This is a genomic window from Streptomyces spinoverrucosus (assembly GCF_015712165.1).
GTDB lineage: Bacteria > Actinomycetota > Actinomycetes > Streptomycetales > Streptomycetaceae > Streptomyces > Streptomyces spinoverrucosus_A.
Window position 1 is genome coordinate 2,340,578 of sequence record NZ_JADPZX010000001.1, and the last position, 19,423, is coordinate 2,360,000.

Here is a 19,423-nt window from a genome sequence, read left to right on the forward strand (position 1 = left end):
TGGTCAGCGAGTGGTGTTGAGGAGGCCGAGTACGCGCTGGGCGAGCGCGGCGAGGTTCGGCAGACCAGCGAGTTCCATGGTGGGCAGTTCGCAGCCGAGCCGCTGCTGCAGCAGGGCGGCGAGTTCGGCAGCCAGCAGGGAGTCCACGCCCAGCTGGTCCAGGCGCCGGGTCCGGTCGATGCGGTCGGGTGTGGTCTGCAGGACGTGGGCGAGGAGGTCGGCCAGCACGTCCTCGACGAGTGCGGCTGCGTCGTCGGGTGCGGCCTGCTCCAGCACTTGGCGCAGCTGCTCGGCCCCGTCGGTGTGTTCGGCCGGCGGCAGCAACGCAGCCGTACGCGGTGCGGTGAGGATGTGCAGGAATCGTTGCAGTCGTCCCCAGTCGAGGTGCCCCACGGTGACCGCGGTGGCGTCGGGGTCTGCGAGGAGCCGCTCAAGGGCGGCGAGCGCGTCGGCGGTGGCGAGCCCTCCGATGCCCAGCGCCGTCATCTCGGCGTTGCGTTCGGTGCGATGCACGTAGCCGTTGTCGGCGATCACACCCCACTGCACGGCGAGGGCGGGCAGTCCGGCCCGCCGCCGGTCACGGACGAGGGCTTCGAGGGCGAGGTTGGCGGCCGTGTACGACGACTGCGCGAGATTGCCGACGACAGCGGCAGCTGAGCTGTAGACGACGAAGAAGTCCAGCGGCCGGTCGCGGGTCAGCTCGTCCAGCACGTGCCCGGCCGCCATCTTGGGAGCCAGGACAGCGCGTACCCGTTCGTCGTCCAGTTCTTGTAGTGGGGCGTCGTCGAGCACCATGGCGGCGTGGACGACTCCGGCCAGGCGCCGCCCTTCGGCGTCGAGGCCGTCGAGGATGCGGCGCATGGCGTCCGGGTCCGCCGCGTCGGCGGCACACGCGTTGACCCGCACGCCGAGCGCGCTGAGATCTGCGGTCAGTTCGGCGGCGCCGGGCGTGTGCGCACCGCGCCGGCCGACCAGAGTCAGATGGCGGGCCCCGCGGGCGGCCAGGTGGCGGGCGGTGGCGGCGCCGAAGCCGCCCAGTCCACCCGTGACCAGGTAGCCGGCCTCGGGGTCCAGGAGGAAGGGAGCGACCGCGGGACGGACGGGCACGGGTTCGGCGGCGTCGAAGGAGACGACGACCTTCCCGATGTGCCGGCTGTGCTGCATGGCGACGAACGCTTCGCGGATCCTGGTGGCCGGGTAGACCCGATGGGGCAGTGGACGGTAGGTGCCCGCCTGGACGGCCTGGGTGATCGCCGCGAGATGAGCGTCGGCCAGCGGGGAGGCGTCGGTGAGCAGGGTGGCTACGTCCACGCCGTAGAAGGAAAGGTTGTCGCGGAAGGGCCCCAGGGCAAGGGAGTTGTCGGCGAGGAAGTCGCGTTTGCCGAGTTCCACGAACCGGCCGTGCGGTGCGAGGACGCGCAGGCTGCGTGCCATGGCGTCGCCCGCCAGGGAGTTGAGGACGACATCCACGCCCCGGCCGTTGGTGATCGTGTCGATCTCGTCGGCGAAGCGCAGGGAGCGCGAGTCGAGAACGTGCTCGACTCCGAGCAGCCGCAGCAGGTCACGCTTGCCGGAGGTGCCGGCGGTGGCGATGACCTGGGCGCCGATGTGCTGGGCGTACTGCAGGGCGGCGAGACCCACGCCTCCGGCCGCGCCGTGCACGAGTACCGACTCGCCCGGCCGCAGGCGGGCCAGGTGGTCCAGGGCGTGCTGGACGGTCAGGAAGACCGTCGGGAGTGTCGCGGCCTCGGTGAAGTCCATGCCGTCCGGGAGTGGAATCGCCCGGTCCGCGCGCGTCCGCGCGTGTGAGCCGTAGCAGCCGATGGCCAGGCAGGCGACCTTGTCGCCGACGCCGATGTGTTCGACGCCGGCGCCGACGGCGACGACCGTGCCCGCGCACTCCAGGCCGATCGGTTCCGCGTCGAGTCCGTGCGGCGCCTCAGGCGGTGGTACGAGGCCGGTCGCGGTCATGATGTCGCGATAGTTGAGCGCTGCGGCCGCGACCTCGACCACGATCTCGCCCTCGGCCGGCCGGGGCGTTGGGACCGGACGCCAGCCCAGCCGGTAGCGCAGACCGGGCTCGTCCAGCGTCAGGGTGTACGAGGCGGCAGTTCGTGGCATCGTGGTCGCCGGAGCCGGCACCCGGGGGGACGCGTAGGGACGCAGACGCGTCACGAACCGTCCCTGGTGGGTCAGCAGCACCTCGTCGTCGGCCGGGCGGGCGGTCAGCTCCTCGGTGAGCCTGTCCTCGGCGCCGGCTGCCAGGGCGATGCGCCGCACGGTCAGCCGCGGCTGTTCGTTGGCCAGGCTGCGGGCCGCTCCCCACACGGCCGCGGCGGCGGTCGGTGGGATGTCCCGGGCTCCGCAGACCACGAGCCACACGGTGACCTTGCGGTCCTCGGGCAGCTGCCGGGTGGCGGTGGCCAGGGCTCGCAGCACAGCCACATGGCGGACGGCGGTCTCTGTGGCGGAAGCCGCGCCGGCTCCGTCCTGCTCGGCCAGCAGGACCACGTCGTCGGTGTCCGCGAGGAGCTCGGACCATCGCTGCGGGGTCTCACTGGCGGGTTGCGCATCGACACTCAGGGCCGTGGCGGCTGCCGGGGCGAGCGGCCCGCCGGTCAGGTCGGCCACCACGGGAGGGCGTACGAATCGCGGTTCAGGCGCTGCGGTCACCGCCGTGGGACGAGGGGCCCTGGCGGTGAGCATGACGGAGTGGTGGTCATACGCGGGCTGTGTGGCATCGCCGGGTTGCACGGTACCGGTGTAACCGCACTCCTCCAGCAGCCCGGGCCACTGCTCGCGCGCCAGCAGCGGTCCGTTCGGCCGCAGATCGGTGTCCTCGGCGCTCCAGAAGGAGTCCAGCAGCCCGAACACCGGTGTGAGCGCGGCCGGGTCGTGGCTCTCCAGGGCGAGCAGCTGTCCGCCGTCGGCCAGCAGGTCGCCGATCCGGTGAAGAGTGCGCCGCAGATCCCGCGTGGCGTGCAGCACGTTGGCGGCGATGACGAGGTCATACGAGGCAGGGGTGAAGCCTTGCGCGGCCGGGTCGGCTTCGAGGTCGAGGCAGCGGTAGTGGACGAAGTCGTGGTCGGCGAAACGCTCCTGGGCCGCGGGGAAGAAGGCCGAGGACACATCGGTGTACGTGTAGTGGGTGCGCTCCGGCGGCAGATGCGGCAGGAGCGCCGCCGTCAGACCGCCGGTCCCGGCGCCGACCTCCAGCACGCGCAGCGGCCGGCTCTCGGGCCAGGCCGCGACAGCTGCCTGAAGCAGGAGCCGGGCGGTGCGGTACTGGTGGCGCATCACGGGCGTGCTGTCGTAGAAGCGCGCGGCGAGGGCGTCCGGCTCGGCGAACAGCAGGGCGAGCGGATCGGTGCGCCCGCGCAGCACGCCCGCCAAGTGCAGCCCGCAGACGCCATAGGTCTGCGCGGCGGTGGCCTCGGCCGGGAAGGCCAGGAGCACTTCCCTGAAGAGCCGGTGCGGCTGGGGTTCCACGGCCAGGCACCACCGGCCGTCCCCGTGGGCAGTAAAGACACCCTGACCTACGGCGTTCTCGAACAGGGTGGTCAGCAGCGTGCGATGCCGGGGCTGCACACCGGCCGCAAGCAGGTCGTCCAGAGTGAACTCACCTGTTTCTGAGAGGAGTTCGTGTACGGCTGCTGCGGTCAGATGGGCGATCAGGCGCAGACCCTGGGCGCGGGCGCCATCGTACGGGTGTGCCCGCCACGTCTCGGCGGCCTGCGACAGTTCCGCGGCGCATTCGGCGAGTGTGACCGCGGGCGCGGGCCAGGGCGAGGTGGCGCAGGGCGTGGGCAGGGGGGCGGCCCGCAGTACCTCTGCGAGCTGCTGGGGCGCGCGGGCGCGTGCCGCGGCGAAGCGGCGCAGTCGGCACCCGAGCGCTTCCAGGGCCACGGTGCCGTCGTCGGCCATGACGGTCATGTCCCAGACGGCCTCGCGTGCCGTGCGGGCACGCAGGCGCACATGGATCAGGCCGGTTCGGGGCAGCGGCTGCCAGCAGCGCACGGTGTCGATGCCGACGGGCAGGTAGGCGGCCGGTGCGCCGTCAGGGCCGGCGGGTCGGTCGGTGGCCTCCGCGAGCAGAGGCAGGCCCGACTGGAGCGCGCCGTCAAGGAGGGTCGGGTGCGCGATGGGCGCGTCGGCGAGATCGACCGTGGCGGCGTAGGAGGCGAGCACCTCACGGCTGTCACCGGCGTCGGTGCGCAGGCCCGTCAGGGTACGGAACGCGGGGCCGTAGGGCAGTCCGGCGCGGGCGCACAGCGCATAGTGGTCGGCTGCGCTCATCTCGCGGGGTAGACGGGCGCGCAACGCATGAAGGTCGGTGCCCGGCGGGCACGCACGCAGCAGTTCACGCACTCTGCCGCGGGCGTGCTCGATCCACGTACCACCATGTCCGTCACGGCTGGAGATGGTGAAGGCGCCGTCCCGCTCCAGTGCGGTGTGGACGGACACGGTCCGGTCCTCGTCGTCACCCGGCAGGGTCAGCGCACGGCTGATCGAGATGTCGTGCACCTCGACGGGTGCGTCGTGTACGGCTTGCCCGAGCGCCAGGGCCATGTCCACGTAGCCGGCCGCCGGTACCACGACCGTCTCGTCGACCAGGTGGTCGGCCAGCCAGCCCCGCGCGCCGGAGGAGAGCTCCTGCTGCCAGGCGGGTCGAGCCCCGGGCAGACGCGTGCCGAGCAGCGCGTGGGACGGCTTCGCCGGGTCACCTTCCTCCTCGGCCGGGGTCTCCAGCCACCACCCGGGAGCGCCGTTCCAGTGGCGTTCGCGCTGCCAGGGGTAAGCGGGCAGGTCGACCACCCGTCCCGGATCCGGGAAGGGAATGCTCCAGTCGGTCTCGGCTCCGCACGCCAGCAGCTGCGCGACGGCGGAGCCGAGCGCGCCCGGGCCGGAGGCAGTGCGGGTGAGCGTGGGGATCACGGCGACGGGCCGTCCGGCATCGGTCGTGGCACGCCGCAGGTAGGCGCCGAGCACCGGGTGCGGGCCGATCTCCACCAACACGTCGCAGTCCGCCTCGCCGACGAGGGTGCCCACCCCTTCCGCGAACCGGACGGGTTCACGGACATTGCGCCACCAGTAGTCGGCGTCAAGTGCCTCCTCACCGGCGAGCCGCCCGGTGACCGTGGAGACCAGGGGGATACGGGCGGGCCGCGTCGGCAGCCCCGACAGCGTGGCAGTGAGGGGCCCGCGCAGCTCGTCCATGGCCGGACTGTGGAAGGCGTAGTCCAGCCCGAGGTCGCGGAAGAACACATTGCGCTCGCCGAGTTCTTCGCCGAGTTTCGCGAGCGCTTCGGCGTCCCCGGCGACGGTCACGTCACGGACGCTGTTGATCCCGGCGACGACCAGCCGCTTCGCCTGGCCGATCTCGAAGATCAGCTTCGCGGCGGCCGAGGAGCTGAGCCCGACGGCCGCCATCCTCCCGCATCCGGCGGTCGCGCCCTGGGCCCTGCTGCGTGCCGCGATCACCCGGCAGGCGGCCGCACGGTCCAGGGCGCCCGCGCAGTAGGCGCCCGCGACCTCACCCACGCTGTGCCCGCACACCACGGCCGGAACGAAGCCGCGAGCCGCGAGAGCCGCGACCAGCCCGGCCTGCAGAGCGAACAACATCGGCTGGGCGATCTCGGTGCGCTGCCACACCTCCCTCCCGCGGGGTGCGGCCATCTCTTCCCTGACCGACCAGCCGAGCAGGGGGCGCAACGCCTCATCGATCGCATCCACCTCAGCAGTGAAGGCAGCGTCGGCATCCAGCAGGTCCGCTCCCATACCGGCCCACTGCGAGCCGTTGCCACTGAAGACGAATCCGACACGGCCACGCTCCACACCAATCCCGCGAGCCGCTGCCGGCGCGGGCTCACCGCGCGCGCCCCGCCGCAACGACCAAGCCGCCGCCGACGGATCGCCGGCCAGCAACGCGACGCGATGCTCGTACCGGGCCTGACGACGGCACGCGGTGTAGGCCGTGTCGTAGAAAGCGTCCGGGACGAGCCCTTCCAAGTGCTCGGCCCAACGGACGGCGGCCGCCTCCAGCGCCTGGGGCGTACGGGCGGACACCACCAGGGGGAGCGGGCCCCGGCGGCCGGAACGCGACCTGCCGTACGGAAGGCCATTGGCGCTGTCCGAGCCGGACCGGTCGCGCGACTTCGGGGCGGAGGCGAGCACCACGTGGGCGTTGGCCCCGCCGAACCCGAAAGAGTTCACCCCGACCACGAGCTGCTTCCCCGACAGGTCACGAGGTTCGGCCACCGGATCCAGGCCCAGCCCCGCAAAGTCGATCCGCGAACTCAGGGGGGCCGTGTGCAGCGTCGCGGGAATCCGCCGCTCCCTCAGCACCAGCAGCGCCTTGAGCAGGCCCGGCACTCCGGCCGCCGCCTCCAGGTGTCCCAGGTTCGACTTCACCGATCCGATCGGCAGCGGCGCACCCGAGGCACGACGCCGTCCGAGCACCTCTCCCAGTGCCGCGCATTCGACCGGGTCGCCGGCCTGGGTACCGGTGCCGTGTGCCTCGACGTACGTCACCTCGGCCGCACTGATACCCGCCTTGGCGTACACCTGTTCCAGCAGTGCGGCCTGGCTGCGCGCGCTCGGCAGCGCCAGCCCGACCGTGCGGCCGTCCGCGTTGACACCACTACCGCGGATCACCCCGTGGATCCGGTCACCGTCCGCCAGCGCGGCCGCCAGCGTCTTCAGCACGAGAACACCGGCACCCTCGGAGCGCACAAAGCCGTCCGCGTGCTCGGAGAACACGTGGCACCGCCCGGTGGGCGAGAGCATCGACGCCTGTGCGAACCCGACACTCTCCCACGGGTTGAGCAGCACGTTGACACCGCCCGCGAGGGCGAGCGCACTACGCCCGGACCGTACCTCCTCGCATGCCTGGTGCACGGCGGTCAGCGTCGACGAGCACGCCGTGTCGACTGCGAACGAAGCGCCGCGCAGGTCGAAGAAGTACGACACCCGGTTCGCGGTGTTACAGGAAGCCATGCCGATCATGGAATAGGCGTTGGTCGTCCGCGGCCGTCGCTGCTGCAGATCACCGTACCCATGCGACGACACCCCCACGATCACCGCCGTGTCGCCGCCGGCCAGCGCCGACGGATCGATGCCCGCATCACCGAACGCCTCGACGGCGCACTCCAGAATCAGCCGCTGCTGCGGGTCCATCACGGACGCCTCTTTCGGCGAGATACCGAAGAACTCCGCGTCGAAATCGGTCACGCCGTCAAGGAACCCGCCAGCAGCCGTGTACGTGCGGGCGGCACGCGGACGTCCGTCGGCTGACACGAACCGCTTCACGTCGAACCGGTCGCCCGGCACCTCGCCGATCAGATCCCGACTCTCGGCCAGCGCCGCCCACAACCCGTCCAGTGATCGGATCGCCCCAGGCAGCCGGATCCCCACACCCACCACCGCGACGTCTCCGTCACGAGCCCCGGCATACCCGGACGGGGCAGGGCTGTTCAGGGGCACGCCAGCCGCTGAGGGAGCATCGGACATCGGGGCAGCGTGGTCATTCGCCTGGGTCACGTTTCCGACAACTCGCCGCGCCCACCTGGGGTTACGGCCAGCGGCAGACAGTCGGACACCACACTGGAGTGTGGCGCGCCGAGCGGTGGTACCGCGCGCGCCGGGCGCAACCACACGCGTACCGGTGCGACCTCACGCACGCTGCCCATCGGCGCCACGGCTTCGCTGCCTAACGAGCGATGTGCCGAACTGGCACGCGATCGCCCCGATCCTTCATGCCGAACGTACGCTCTGTGAAAGGGGTGTTGGGATCGAGGTCCGACCTTAAGGCTCGACGGCCGTTCGCCCTGGCAGTGCCTCGCACTGCTGGACGTCCATGTCGAAGACCAGTGAACGCTAGAGGCGCTGACGGCCGCAGAACTGTTCTGTGGCGGTTCAGCCCCGAAGATCCTGGACCATCACCGCGTACACGGGTGAGTCGGCGAATGGTTGCTGCTCGCCGACTTTGGCGTACCACGACTCATAGAGTTCCTGCACCTTGGGATGGGTGACGTCGACCAGGAGCACGGCGAGGTCTTCCGTACGTTCCTTGAGCAGCACCTCGTGCTCGTCCCGCCGAACTACGCGTCAGGGGCCGGGTGGTACTGCCAGTTCTGCCCTGCGCCTGCCGAAAAACTCATCCGTCCTGGTGGGAGCTGGGGTACGGGGGTCTCGAGCACGGACGTGACCTCGGATGGGTGCTCTGGGCGGCTGGGGATCACCTGGGCATGATGGCCAGTCATGCTGCTGCGGCTGGCCTACCTGGCCAGGAACACCCGATCACCCGGAGTGAACCGCACCCTGTCTTCACCGAGTTGGCGTTCCAGCACCATAAGGCGCTGCTGCACCGGCTCCCGCGCAACGTGCTGCGCCGGGTACGGCTGCTGGTGCGTCCGGATACCGTGCTTCCCTGGCACCGTGATCTTCTCGCGCGCCGCCACGCGGCCCGTTCCCTGCCGAAGCGTCCGGGTCGGCCGCGCACGGTGCGCTCCGTCCGCGTGCTCGTGCTGCGTCTGACGCGGGAGAATCCCGGCTGGGGTTACCGGCGTATCCACGGTGAACTGCTCGTCCTGGGCGCGCAGGTGGCCGCTTCCACGGTATGGGAGATCCTCAAGGAGGCCGGTACCGGCCCGGCACCTGAGCGCGCCTCGCCCACCTGGGCCAGTTTCCAACGCTCGCAGGCCGACGCCCTGCTGGCATGTGACTTCTTCGAAACGGTCACCCTGACCGGGGCGCGGCTGTACGCGTTCGCCGTCATCGAGCACGCCAACCGCCGGATCCGGATCCTGGGCGCGACCGCGCACCCGACCGCCTCCTGGGTGGCACAGGCCGCGGCGAAGAACCTCGTCATGGACCTCGAAGACGCGGGCTGCCGGGCAGAGTTCCTGATCCGGGACAGGGACGGTAAGTTCCCCACCCTGTTCGATGCCGTCCGTAAGGATGCGGGGATCGAGGTCGTGCTCAGCGGCATCCGGATGCCCCGCATGAACGCGTTCATGGAACGCTGGATACAGACCTGCCGACGCGAGCTCCTGGACCGCACGCTGATCTGGAAACAACGCCAACCGGGATGGCGTCCACCACGGCCCACTCGACGCGGCCGCGGGCGGAACGGGCGAGTGCGGCGGTCATGGCCTGGTAGCGGTCATGGACGTACACCTGGCGGACCTGCTCGGTCACCTCGCCGAAGGGCGGGGTGACCGCCTTCCCACCCCGGGAACGGGACTGCCGGAAGGTGCCGAGGCGGGTGCGGTAGTAGGCGCGCAGGTGCTGACGGGGTGGGGATGGCCGTGGTTCCGGTGAGCTTCTGCTCCAGGGAGCAGGCGTTCGTCCCGCGGCCATACCCCCGCCTACGCCCCCGCGAGCGCGCGCAGTTCGCGGAGCGCCTTCGAGACCAGGACCGGGACCGCCGCGCCGGCGCCTTCGTAGCCTTCGCTCACCGTCTGGCCGCGGAGGTAGCGGGCGTGGACGCCTTCGAAGATCACGGCGAGCTTCATCGAGCTGAAGGCCAGGTAGAAAGGCAGCAGGCTCAGGTCCCGTCCGGTCAACGCGGCGTATTTCTCCGCCACTTCACGGCTGGTGGGGAAGCCTCGCTGCGTGGTGACTCCCACGGCCACGGGGATCAGTTCCCGGTCTGTGTCGCCGTGGTCGTGCCAGTACGTCAGGGTCATGCCGAGATCGGCCAGGGGGTCTCCCAGCGTGGAGAGCTCCCAGTCGAGCACGCCCGCGATGCGTGGCGACTCGGTCATGTCGACGATCGTGTTGTCGAGACGGTAGTCGCCGTGGACGATCGAGGCCTCGGAGTGCGTCGGCACATGGTCCGAGAGCTTGTTCAGGAGGACGCCCATGTCCGGGAGTTCGCGGGTGTGCGAGCGCTGCCATTGCTCGCCCCAGCGGACGATCTGCCGTGCGCAGTAGCCTTGGGGCCGTCCGAAATCCGCCAGACCTGCGCTCGACGGGTTGACACCGTGCAGGTCCGCAAGGGTGCGCACCAGACCGGCGGCCAGCGCCGAGCGCGTCTCGGGGGTGAGCCCGGCAGTGTCGTCCGCCGTGCGCATGATCTGCCCGGGCACCTCGGCCATGACGTAGAAGGGGCAGCCGAGGACGTCGGGATCGGTGCAGAGCGCGAGGGTCCGGGGTACCGGGACGCCGGTCCCCGCCAGCGCGGTCTGGATGCGGTACTCGCGCTTCATGTCGTGTGCGCTCGGGAGAACCTGGCCGAGCGGGGGCCGCCGGAGGATGACGGTCGCGTGCGGGAGGTGCAGACGGTACGTGATGTTCGACAGCCCGCCGGATATCAGCTCCGCGTGCCAGGGGCCGCTGTCCAGCAGATCCGGCAGCGTCGCTTTGAGCCATTTCTCGATGCTCGCGACCGGCAGGCCGGGCAGATCGGTGCTCACGACCGGACCCCGCTTCCCTGTCCGGCGGTACCGGCCCGGCGCGCGGCCCGCTTCGCGATCGACATCCGGTGCGCCTCCGAGGCTCCGTCGTAGATACGGAACGCCCGGATGTCGGCGTAGATACGGCCGATGACCAGGTCCTCGCTGGTGCCCAGGCCCCCGGCCAGCTGCACCGACCGGTCGACGATACGCCCGACGGCCTCGCTGATGAACACCTTCGCGCGCGAGGACGACTCCGTGCCCCTGCCGCCCTGGGCGACCTCCCAGCAGGCCTGCCACAGCAACGCCCGCGCCGCGACCAGGTCGATCTCGTTGTCGGCGATCATCTGCTGCGCCATCCCGAGGTCGGTCAGCCGCTGCCCGAAGAGCTCACGGTCGACCGCCCGGCCCAGGGCGATCTCGTGTGCGCGGCGGGCGGCGCCCAGCCATCGCATGCAGTGGGTCAGGCGCGCGGGCGCGAGCCGGACCTGTATGTACTGGAAACCCCTGCCGGGCTCGCCGAGTACGGCGTCGTCGGGAACGAAGACGTCCTCGAGAAGCACGCGGCAGTGACCGCCGACCATGGTCGAGTCGATGGTGCGGGCGTGCTCCGTCACCGCGAAGCCGGGCGTGCCGGTGTCGACCAGCAGCATGGTGGCCCCGTCACTCCCGCCGTCACGTGCCATGACGATCGTGAACGCGGCCCCCTCGGCCCCGGTGATCAGGTGCTTCTCGCCCGAGATCCTCCAGCCGTCGGCGACCTTGGTCGCCAGGGTGCGTACGGCCGACGGGTCGGAGCCCGCGCCGGGCGGCGGCTCGGTCATCGCGAAGCAGGAGCGAATGTCGCCGTTGACCAACGGAACGAGGTACTTGTCGCGCTGCGCCGGCGTGGCCACCACGTTCAGCAGGTGGATGTTGCCCTCGTCAGGGGCCGCGCAGTTGAGGGCGAGCGGGCCGAGCAGGCTGGTGCCGGCCTCCTCCAGGAGGACCGCCGCCTCGTCGAAGCGGAAGCCGCCCCCGCCCAGGTCCGCGGGTGCCTGGGGCGCCCAGAGCCCGGCCGCCCTGGCCGCCTGCTGGAGATCCCGGCGCAGAGCGTCGTCCACACCGTTCGTGAACGCCTCCTGTTCACGCGGGACGACCACGTCCGCCACGAACTCGGCGATCCGGTCGCGCCACTCCACGACTCGGGGTGTGAGTGAGAAATCGAAGGACATTTACGGTGACTCCGTCCGGCTCGTCAGGTCGTTGCCCGGGCCGCCGCGTCCGGCCCTGTTTCCCCCGGCGGTGGTCATGCGCGCCACAGCGTCTCTCCGGGCCTGGTGACCACGATGTTGGGCACTGCGGCATGCCGCGACAGCCGGCACAGTGCCACTGTGAGCTCCGCGATGTCCGAGGCCCGGATCATCGAGGAGGGGTCGACCCGGTCGTGCACCCAGGCCGCCATGTCGGTGTCGACGTACCCGGGGGACAGCGCCGTCGCGCTGACTCCCCGCCCGCCCTCGGCGACTGTGATCGACTCGCACAGGGAGATCAGGGCCGCCTTGCTGGCGCCATAGGCGGCCAGACCCGGCTCACTCACGACTCCGGTGATCGACGCGATGGCGATGATCTTCGCGCCTGGTCCCGACGGCGCCGATCCGGCCGTACGGAGCGCCGGCAGGAGTCGCTGGGTGAGCAGCAACGCGCTCCTGACGTTCACCGACATCATCGTGTCGAACCTGTTCAGGGGATACGTCGACAGTTCGCCACCCGCGCCCATGCCCGCGGCCAGCACCAGGACGTCGAGGCCTCCGTGAAGTTCGAGATGTGCGTCGGCGAGGGCCTCGACCTCCGCCGGATCCGCCATGTCCGCAGGCGCGGTCTCCACGCGCCGCCCGTGGGCGCGCAGTTCGTCGGCGGCGTCCTTGAGCGGCCCGTCCGTACGAGCGGACAGAGTGAGGTCGAACCCTTCTGCCGCGAGTCGCTCCGCGATGGCCCTGCCGATTCCACGAGATGCGCCGGTGACGAGCGCGGTACGCCGGGCTGTCATGCCACTCCTCATGAGCTAATGGTCATTAGCTTGGAGTTTGATCGTTTGACCGGAGAACTGTCAAGAGGCATGCGTGGTACGTAACAGTGAGCGGGCTAACAATCAGTAGCAGGTATCCCCGGCCGCATGATTGAGGCGCTCCATGGCGAAGATGAGTCGCACTGGGCGGGACGGGATGCGGAGGTGCCGCCGAGGCGGCAGACCGTCGACGCGCAGGCGATCTCCGCGGCGGCGCTGAGCCCGTTCGCCGAACGCGGCTACCGCGCGACGACGATGTCCGACATCGGCGCCGCGTTCGGCATCCGCGGCCCGAGTCCGTACCGCCACGTGAGCTCGAAGCAGGCCCTGCTCGGCGAGATCATGATCGAGACGATGAGGGCGCTGATCGCCGACCGGCACGCGGCACCGGACGCCGGCGGCGACGTGATCCGGCAACTGCGTCAGATGGTCGATGCGCATGTGCGCTACCACGCGGCACACCGCGAGCACGCGTTCGTCGGCAACCACGAGATGGGGAACCTGAAGCAGCCCCACCGCGACCAGGTGCCGCGACTTCGCCGGACCAACGAGCGGGGACTGCGCGCCGTCGTCGAACGGGGCTACGCCGAGGGTGAGTTCACCGTTGCGTAGCCACGGCTCGCCTCGTACGCGATCCTCTACATGGGCATCGGCGTCGCGGCGTGGTTCCGCGGAGACGGACCGCACAGTGCCGAACAGATCGCGTACACGTACGCGGCCGAGGCCGCCCTCCTCGTCACCCGCGCCCGCCGCTACGGCCACGCGGACCCCGCCCTGCCGCTGCGCGCCCTCGCCCGGGCGCCCGCTGTCGCGACCTCTCCACCGGCCTCCTCCACCACGGCGCCGTGCTGCTCACCCACGGCTTCCCGCTGCCGCCGGCCCCGGACTGCAACGCGAGCGCCCTGATCCACCTCGTCCGGGAGGCCTGACGGCGGCCGGACCATTACAGGGCCCCGCAGTTGGCCGGAGCGACTCGAATCCGGCCGTTGACGACCACGCGGCCTCGCCACACCTGCGGCGCTGCCTGGTCGGGGATCACTGCGCAGGACGTGTCCCGGCTACGGGCTGAGCAGGTCGGCGCCGGTGGCTTTGCGGACCTCGTCGGCGCTGACCCCGGGTGCCGTCTCACGGAGCACAAGGCCCTCACCAGTGACGTCGATGACGGCGAGGTCCGTGATGATCTGCTGCACGCAGCCCTTGCCGGTCAGCGGCAGGGTGCACTCGGGAACAATCTTGGGGCTGCCGTCCTTCGCTGTGTGCTCCATCATCACGATGACCCTCTTCGCCCCGTGGACCAGGTCCATGGCACCGCCCATGCCCTTGATCATCTTTCCGGGGATGGTCCAGTTCGCCAGATCCCCGTTGGCGGCCACCTGCATCGCGCCCAGGACCGCGACATCAATGTGGCCCCCGCGGATCATGCCGAAGGAGGAGGCCGAGTCGAAGAAGGACGCTCCTGGCAGGACAGTCACCGTTTCCTTGCCGGCATTGATCAGGTCCTCATCAACCTCGTCCTCATATGGATAAGGGCCCACGCCCAGGATGCCGTTCTCGGACTGCAGCACCAGGTGCACCCCGTTCCGCACGTAGTTGGGGACGAGAGTCGGCAGACCGATGCCCAGATTCACGTACTGCCCGTCGGCCAATTCGTGCGCGACTCGCGCCGCCAGTTCAACTCGCGACAACGCCATTGCAGTTCAACCTTCCATCGGCTGGTGACCGGGGCCGGATACGCGGGAGGCGGCGGCTCGCTCCCGGACGGTGCGCTTTTCTATTCCCTTGCCTGCTGTGCCGACCTCGACGACGCGCTGTACGAACACGCCGGGTGTGTGCACCTGCTCCGGATCGAGTTCGCCCGGCTCGACCAACTCCTCGACCTCAGCGATCGTGATCCGGCCGGCCATGGCGCACAGCGGGTTGAAGTTCCTGGCTGAAGCGTCGAAGACCAGGTTGCCGTGCCGATCACCCTTGGCCGCACGTACCAGCGCGAAATCGGTGACGATCCCCTCTTCCAGCACGTACTCCTGGCCGCGGAACCCCCGAGTCTCCTTCGCCGGCGACGCCACCGCCACCGAGCCGTCGGCGTTGTAGCGCCACGGGAGACCGCCGTCAGCGACCAGAGTGCCTACTCCCGCCGGGGTGTAGAACGCCGGAATCCCTGAACCTCCCGCTCGTAGCCGCTCGGCCAACGTGCCCTGTGGTGTCAGCTCGACCTCCAGCTCACCGGCCAGATACTGACGTGCGAACTCCTTGTTCTCGCCGACATAGGACGACACGGTGCGGCGGATCCTGCCCGCTCGGAGCAGGACGCCCAGTCCAGCCCCGTCAACGCCACAGTTGTTGGACACCGTTTCGAGATCGGTCGCGCCGACCGCGAACAATGCGTCGATCAGTACCCGCGGTATGCCGCACAGCCCGAACCCGCCGACCGCCACCGAGGAACCTGACCGTATGTCGGCCACCGCCTCAGTTGCGGAACCGATCGTCTTGTCCATATCTACGCCTTCCTCTCGCCTTCGTGATCCGGCCTTTCAAGGGCTGACTCATCTCGCGCTCCAGCCGCCGTCGAGGGTGAAGCTGCTGCCGTTGGCCATTCCGGCTTTCTCACCGCAGAGCCAGAGGACCAGGTCGGCGACATCTGTCGGCTAGGCGAGCCGTTTCACGGGCACTCTCTCCGAGGAAGATGCAGCAAAGTTCTGGCCCCCATAGCTGATGCGCTGCGGTCGGAATCCCGTCGGCCGAGGAGTCCGCACCGTTCAGCCGGCCCCGTTGACCGACTGTCCGGCAGTGGCCCGGGCTCGGTCCCGCAGGACGAACTTCTGGATCTTGCCGGTTGACGTCTTGGGGAGCGTGCCGAACACGACGTACTTCGGCGCCTTGAAACGGGCGAGCCGGTTCTTGACGTGCTCGATGAGTTCGGCCTGCGTGGCCGCCTTGCCGGCGTGCAGGGTGACGTAGGCGGCGGGGACCTCGCCCCAGCGTTCGTCCGGGACAGCGATCACCGCGGCCTCCAGGACGGCCGGATGCTCACAGAGGGCCTGTTCCACCTCGACGCTGGCGATGTTCTCGCCGCCGGAGATGATGACGTCCTTGCTGCGGTCCCGCAGCTCGATGTATCCGTCGGGGTGGATCACCCCGAGGTCGCCGGTGCGGAACCAGCCGTCGGGGGAGGCCTTTTCGGTTGCGGCCGGGTCCTTCAAGTAGCCGAGCATGACGTTGTTGCCGCGCAGCGCGATCTCTCCCACCGACGCGCCGTCGCGCGGGACGTCGGCGCCGTTCGCCGCGACGACGCGGACCGCGCAGGAGATCATGTTCCCCACGCCCTGCCGGGCCTTCAGCCGGGCCTGCTGGTGGGTGTCGAGCCCGTTCCACTCGGGACGCCAGTCGCAGATCATCGCCGGACCGAACGTCTCCGTGAGCCCGTACAAGTGGGTGACGTCGAAGCCCAGCTCCGCCATCCGCCGCAGGATCGCCGGACTGGGCGGGGCCCCGCCGGTGGCTATCCGCACGGCCGGGGTGACGGGGGCTGCCTCCGGTGCGTACGCGATCATCGACAGCACGGTCGGGGCCCCGTTGAGATGGGTGACGCCCTCGTCGCGGATGAGCCGCCAGATCTCGGCCGGGTCGACCTTCGGCAGGCACACGTGGGTGGCCGCCGCGGCGGTCACCGCCCAGGGGAAGCACCAGCCATTGCAGTGGAACATCGGAAGTGTCCACAAGTGCACGGCCGTTGGCGACAGCCCTGTGTGCCCCACCATGGCCAGCGCCTGCAGGTAGGCGCCGCGATGGTGGTACATGACGCCCTTGGGCCTGCCGGTCGTGCCGGAGGTGTAGTTGACCGCCAGCAGGGCCCGCTCGTCCTGCGGGGTGATCGCGTGCGGGACGGCGTCGGCGAGCAGCGACTCGTACGTTCCGTTGTCGCCCTCGCCCGCCCTGATGCGTACCGGCGGCGCGGTGACCAGCGCGAGGGCGGCGTCGACGAGGTCGTCGAAGGCCGGGTCGTGGATCAGCACCGCCGCCTCGGAGTGCTCCAGGATGTACGCGATCTCCCGGGCGGACAGCCGGGTGTTCACCGCGACGAGCGGCACCCCGGCCCAGGGCACGCCGAAGTGGGCCTCCAGCAGGACATGGGTGTTCGGCGCCAGCACGGCCACCGGGCGCCCGCCGGCCAGCGGGGTGAGCGCTCCGGCCAGGCGGCGGCACCGGTCGTGCAGTTGCGCGTACGTCCACCGCTGGTCGCCGTCCACCACCGCGAGTCGGTCGCCGTGTGCGGCGGCCGCACGGTCCAGGTAGGAAACGGGTGTGAGCGGTTCGAACGACAGGTCACCGGGCATCGGGTGAACCTCCTCTCGTATGCACGGTGCGGCGGATCCCGGTCCCGTCCGGGAGTGACCACACATCGGAGATCGGCTTCTCAGCGGCGCCAGGCGCCCTTGCTGGCAAGGGCGGCGACGGGAAGGTCGGCCATGGTCCGCAAGCCCGGCGCGGCCCCGACGGCAGCGACCACGGCGTTGCTCGCCACGGCCACGGTGGACAGGAAGCTCTCGTATCCGCCCGGCACCCTGACCTCGACGGTCTGCTCGTCGCCTTCGATGACGCAGGCGTCGCCGTCCTCCATGGGGTCGCCGGGCTGGAAGAGCCCGAAGTGGATGCCGAGTTCGATGACGGCCTCACCGCCGCTCAGCCCACGTGCGCCGTGCAGCACGGCGGCCACCGTCCCCGGCTCGATCCGGATGTGCTCGCCGCTCCGTGGCTCGGCGGCCAGCAGCGCGGGGCGGGGCGCATCGACGACGATCTCGTCCAGGTCCCGGCCGAGACCGGCCGCCAGCGCCGCCACCGACTGCTCGAAGCCGACATGCCCGATCACCCGGCCGGCGCCCTGCTCGGCTGCGAAGCGCTCCTCGGTCAGGCCCAGACCGAATTTCGTCAGGATGGCGCCGTAGCGCGACATGTCGGCGGTGCGCCGGATCCGCACCCGCCGCACCCGCTGGGTCAGGCTGCTCAGCAGCAGCGGCAGGGTGTCCATGATCATGCCCGGGTTGCAGCCGGTGCCGAGCACCGCGACCCCGTGCTCCACCGCGAGCTTGTCGAGCCGGCCGGAGACCTCGGGATGGCTGAGGAACGGATGACCGAGTTCCTCGCAGATGCTCACCACGTTCATCCCCCGCCGCACCAGCGCCGACAGCACCGGCTCGACAGCGTCCAGCATCGAGGTGGTGGCAACCATCGCGACATCGGCCAAGGGCAGTGCGTCGGGGTCCGCGACGACGGCGGTCCCGGACGGCGTGCCGCCCAGCAACTCTCCGAGATCGCGGCCGACCCGCTCCGGGGAGATGTCCGCCGCCCCGACCAGCGTGCAGTCCCTGCGGCCCGCCAGCGCCCGCCCGATCGCCAGGCCCGTGGCTCCCAGCCCTACCAGAGCAATGCGCGTGGTGTCCGTCATGTGTCCGCCTTCCATCATGTGAGAGCGATCCAGGTGGTCTTCAGGGCGGTGAACTTCTCCAGGCCGTGGACGCTCTTGTCGGAGCCGTGGCCGGAGAGTTTGCGCCCGCCGAAGGGCACGGACGAGTCGCCCTCCTCGAAGCAGTTGACCCACACCACGCCCGCCTCGATGGCACGGGACATGCGGTGGGCGCGGGCGAGGTCGGCGGTCCACACCGAGGAACCGAGGCCGTAGTCCGAGTTGTTCGCGATCCGGACGGCCGACTCCTCGTCGGAGAAGGTGAGTACGGACAGCACCGGCCCGAAGATCTCGTGCTGGGCGAGCCGGCTGTCGGGGTCGACGTCCACGAACACGGCCGGGTCCATGTACCAGCCGGGGCCGGTGCGCGGACTGTCGGAGCCGTGGACCAGCTTGGCCCCGCTGCTGATGCCCGAGGTGACTTCGGCGAGGACCTCGCGGCGGTGCCGTTCGCTGGAGAGCGGGCCGAACTGGGTCGCCGGGTCGAGCGGGTCGCCGATGCGAAGTGCTGCCAGGTGCTCGACCACGCCCGCGACGACGGTGTCCCGGATCGACTCGTGGACGATCAGCCGCGATCCGGCGGTGCACATCTGGCCGGAGTTGAAGTGGATCGCCCAGGCGGCCGTCTCGATGGCCTTCGCCATGTCCGGCGCGTCCGGAAAGATGATGTTCGGCGACTTCCCGCCGAGCTCCAGCCACACCGGCTTGGCGTTGGACTCGGCCGCGTACCCCAGCAGTTGCTTGCCGACGTCGGTGGAGCCGGTGAACGTCAGGGTCGCGACGTCGGGGTGCCGCCCCAGCGCGGCGCCGGTCACCGACCCGCTGCCGGTGACGACCTGGAACACCCCGGCCGGCACACCGGCCTGGTGCGCCAGTTCGGCTGCCCGCAGCATGGACAGCGGCGACTGGCTGGCGGGCTTGAGCACGACGCTGTTGCCCGCGACCAGCGCGGCGGGCACCTTGAAGGTCGACAGTGTCATGGGGAAGTTCCACGGGGTGATCGCGGCGATCACCCCGAGGGGTTCCCGGGTGACCAGGGCCACCGCCTCGCCGCGGCCCCGCGGTGACTCGTCCATCAGCTTGTCGGCGAGTTCGCCGTACCACCGGATGAGGTTGATCGTGGTGCGCAGTTCCACGGACCGGGCCGTGACGACCGGCTTGCCCATCTCCATGGCCACCAGGAGCGCGAGTTCGTCCCGGTGCCGGTCCAGCAGATCGGCCCAGCGGATCAGGATCTCGCCCCGCTCACGGGGCTCGAGCCCCGCCCAGCGGCGGTCCAGGAAGGCCTGCCGGGCGCCCCGGACTGCTCGGTCGACATCGCCTTCGTCGGCGGCCGGAAGGTGTACGAGAACCGAGCCGTCACGTGGCGTGACCAGCGGCAGGGTGGCTCCGCCCCGGGCCTGCGCCCACTCACCGTCCACCCACATGGCCGCCGGAAGGCGGGTGGATTCCAGCAGGTCCAGCCAGTCCTGCCGCGTCGTCGGGGTCGGAGTCCGCGTCATGATCAACACCATTCTC

At 70.5% G+C, this 19,423-nt stretch carries 10 protein-coding genes and 2 pseudogenes; 2 read left to right on the forward strand and 10 right to left on the reverse strand.

The genetic code is table 11. From position 1 onward, the window contains the following. Positions 1 to 3: 3 nt before the first annotated feature. Together I2W78_RS10390 and I2W78_RS10395 are read right to left on the reverse strand one after the other, a co-directional pair. Positions 4 to 7,422, reverse strand: coding sequence for an SDR family NAD(P)-dependent oxidoreductase (locus tag I2W78_RS10390; protein ID WP_307783659.1), 7,419 nt, complete (start codon positions 7,420 to 7,422; stop codon positions 4 to 6). A 492-nt stretch (positions 7,423 to 7,914) separates the two neighbouring features. Beyond that, positions 7,915 to 8,085: pseudogene (locus I2W78_RS10395) on the reverse strand (acetyltransferase); the annotation flags it as partial. A gap of 131 nt (positions 8,086 to 8,216) precedes the next feature. Here I2W78_RS10395 and I2W78_RS10400 point away from each other — a divergent pair. Continuing rightward, the gene (locus I2W78_RS10400; protein ID WP_307783660.1) at positions 8,217 to 9,218 is read left to right on the forward strand and encodes an integrase; all 1,002 of its coding nucleotides are present in this window, start codon (positions 8,217 to 8,219) and stop codon (positions 9,216 to 9,218) included. Between the two features lie 150 nt (positions 9,219 to 9,368). On the opposite strand, the gene I2W78_RS10405 is transcribed toward I2W78_RS10400, so the two are convergent. From I2W78_RS10405 to I2W78_RS10415, 3 genes are all read right to left on the reverse strand, one after another. Continuing rightward, on the reverse strand, positions 9,369 to 10,418 hold the full coding sequence (locus tag I2W78_RS10405; RefSeq protein ID WP_196458913.1) for a phosphotransferase family protein: 1,050 nt from the start codon (positions 10,416 to 10,418) through the stop codon (positions 9,369 to 9,371). Next, on the reverse strand, positions 10,415 to 11,611 hold the full coding sequence (locus I2W78_RS10410) for an acyl-CoA dehydrogenase family protein (RefSeq protein WP_196458914.1): 1,197 nt from the start codon (positions 11,609 to 11,611) through the stop codon (positions 10,415 to 10,417). Before I2W78_RS10410 ends, I2W78_RS10405 begins: the two co-directional genes overlap by 4 nt. A 74-nt stretch (positions 11,612 to 11,685) precedes the next feature. Further along, positions 11,686 to 12,426: an SDR family NAD(P)-dependent oxidoreductase gene (locus I2W78_RS10415; protein WP_196458915.1), complete on the reverse strand. Its 741-nt coding sequence runs from the start codon at positions 12,424 to 12,426 to the stop codon at positions 11,686 to 11,688. A gap of 126 nt (positions 12,427 to 12,552) precedes the next feature. Between I2W78_RS10415 and I2W78_RS40360 the strand changes: the two are divergent. Further along, positions 12,553 to 13,350 (forward strand): annotated as a pseudogene (locus tag I2W78_RS40360) (TetR/AcrR family transcriptional regulator). Positions 13,351 to 13,502: 152 nt separating this feature from the next. Here I2W78_RS40360 and I2W78_RS10430 read toward each other — a convergent pair. The 5 genes from I2W78_RS10430 to I2W78_RS10450 all read right to left on the reverse strand — a co-directional run bounded on the left by I2W78_RS10430 (position 13,503) and on the right by I2W78_RS10450 (position 19,407). Further along, positions 13,503 to 14,135 carry a CoA transferase subunit B gene (locus I2W78_RS10430; RefSeq protein ID WP_196458919.1) on the reverse strand — a complete coding sequence of 211 codons (633 nt, stop codon included), beginning with the start codon at positions 14,133 to 14,135 and terminating at the stop codon, positions 13,503 to 13,505. 6 nt (positions 14,136 to 14,141) lie between these two features. Beyond that, the gene (locus tag I2W78_RS10435; RefSeq protein WP_196458920.1) at positions 14,142 to 14,939 is read right to left on the reverse strand and encodes a CoA transferase subunit A; all 798 of its coding nucleotides are present in this window, start codon (positions 14,937 to 14,939) and stop codon (positions 14,142 to 14,144) included. Between the two features lie 261 nt (positions 14,940 to 15,200). After that, positions 15,201 to 16,778, reverse strand: coding sequence for an acyl--CoA ligase family protein (locus I2W78_RS10440; protein WP_196458921.1), 1,578 nt, complete (start codon positions 16,776 to 16,778; stop codon positions 15,201 to 15,203). A gap of 80 nt (positions 16,779 to 16,858) precedes the next feature. Further along, positions 16,859 to 17,887: a dihydrodipicolinate reductase gene (locus I2W78_RS10445; protein WP_196458922.1), complete on the reverse strand. Its 1,029-nt coding sequence runs from the start codon at positions 17,885 to 17,887 to the stop codon at positions 16,859 to 16,861. A gap of 14 nt (positions 17,888 to 17,901) precedes the next feature. Beyond that, positions 17,902 to 19,407 carry an aldehyde dehydrogenase family protein gene (locus I2W78_RS10450; RefSeq protein ID WP_196458923.1) on the reverse strand — a complete coding sequence of 502 codons (1,506 nt, stop codon included), beginning with the start codon at positions 19,405 to 19,407 and terminating at the stop codon, positions 17,902 to 17,904. Between the last annotated feature and the right edge of the window lie 16 nt (positions 19,408 to 19,423).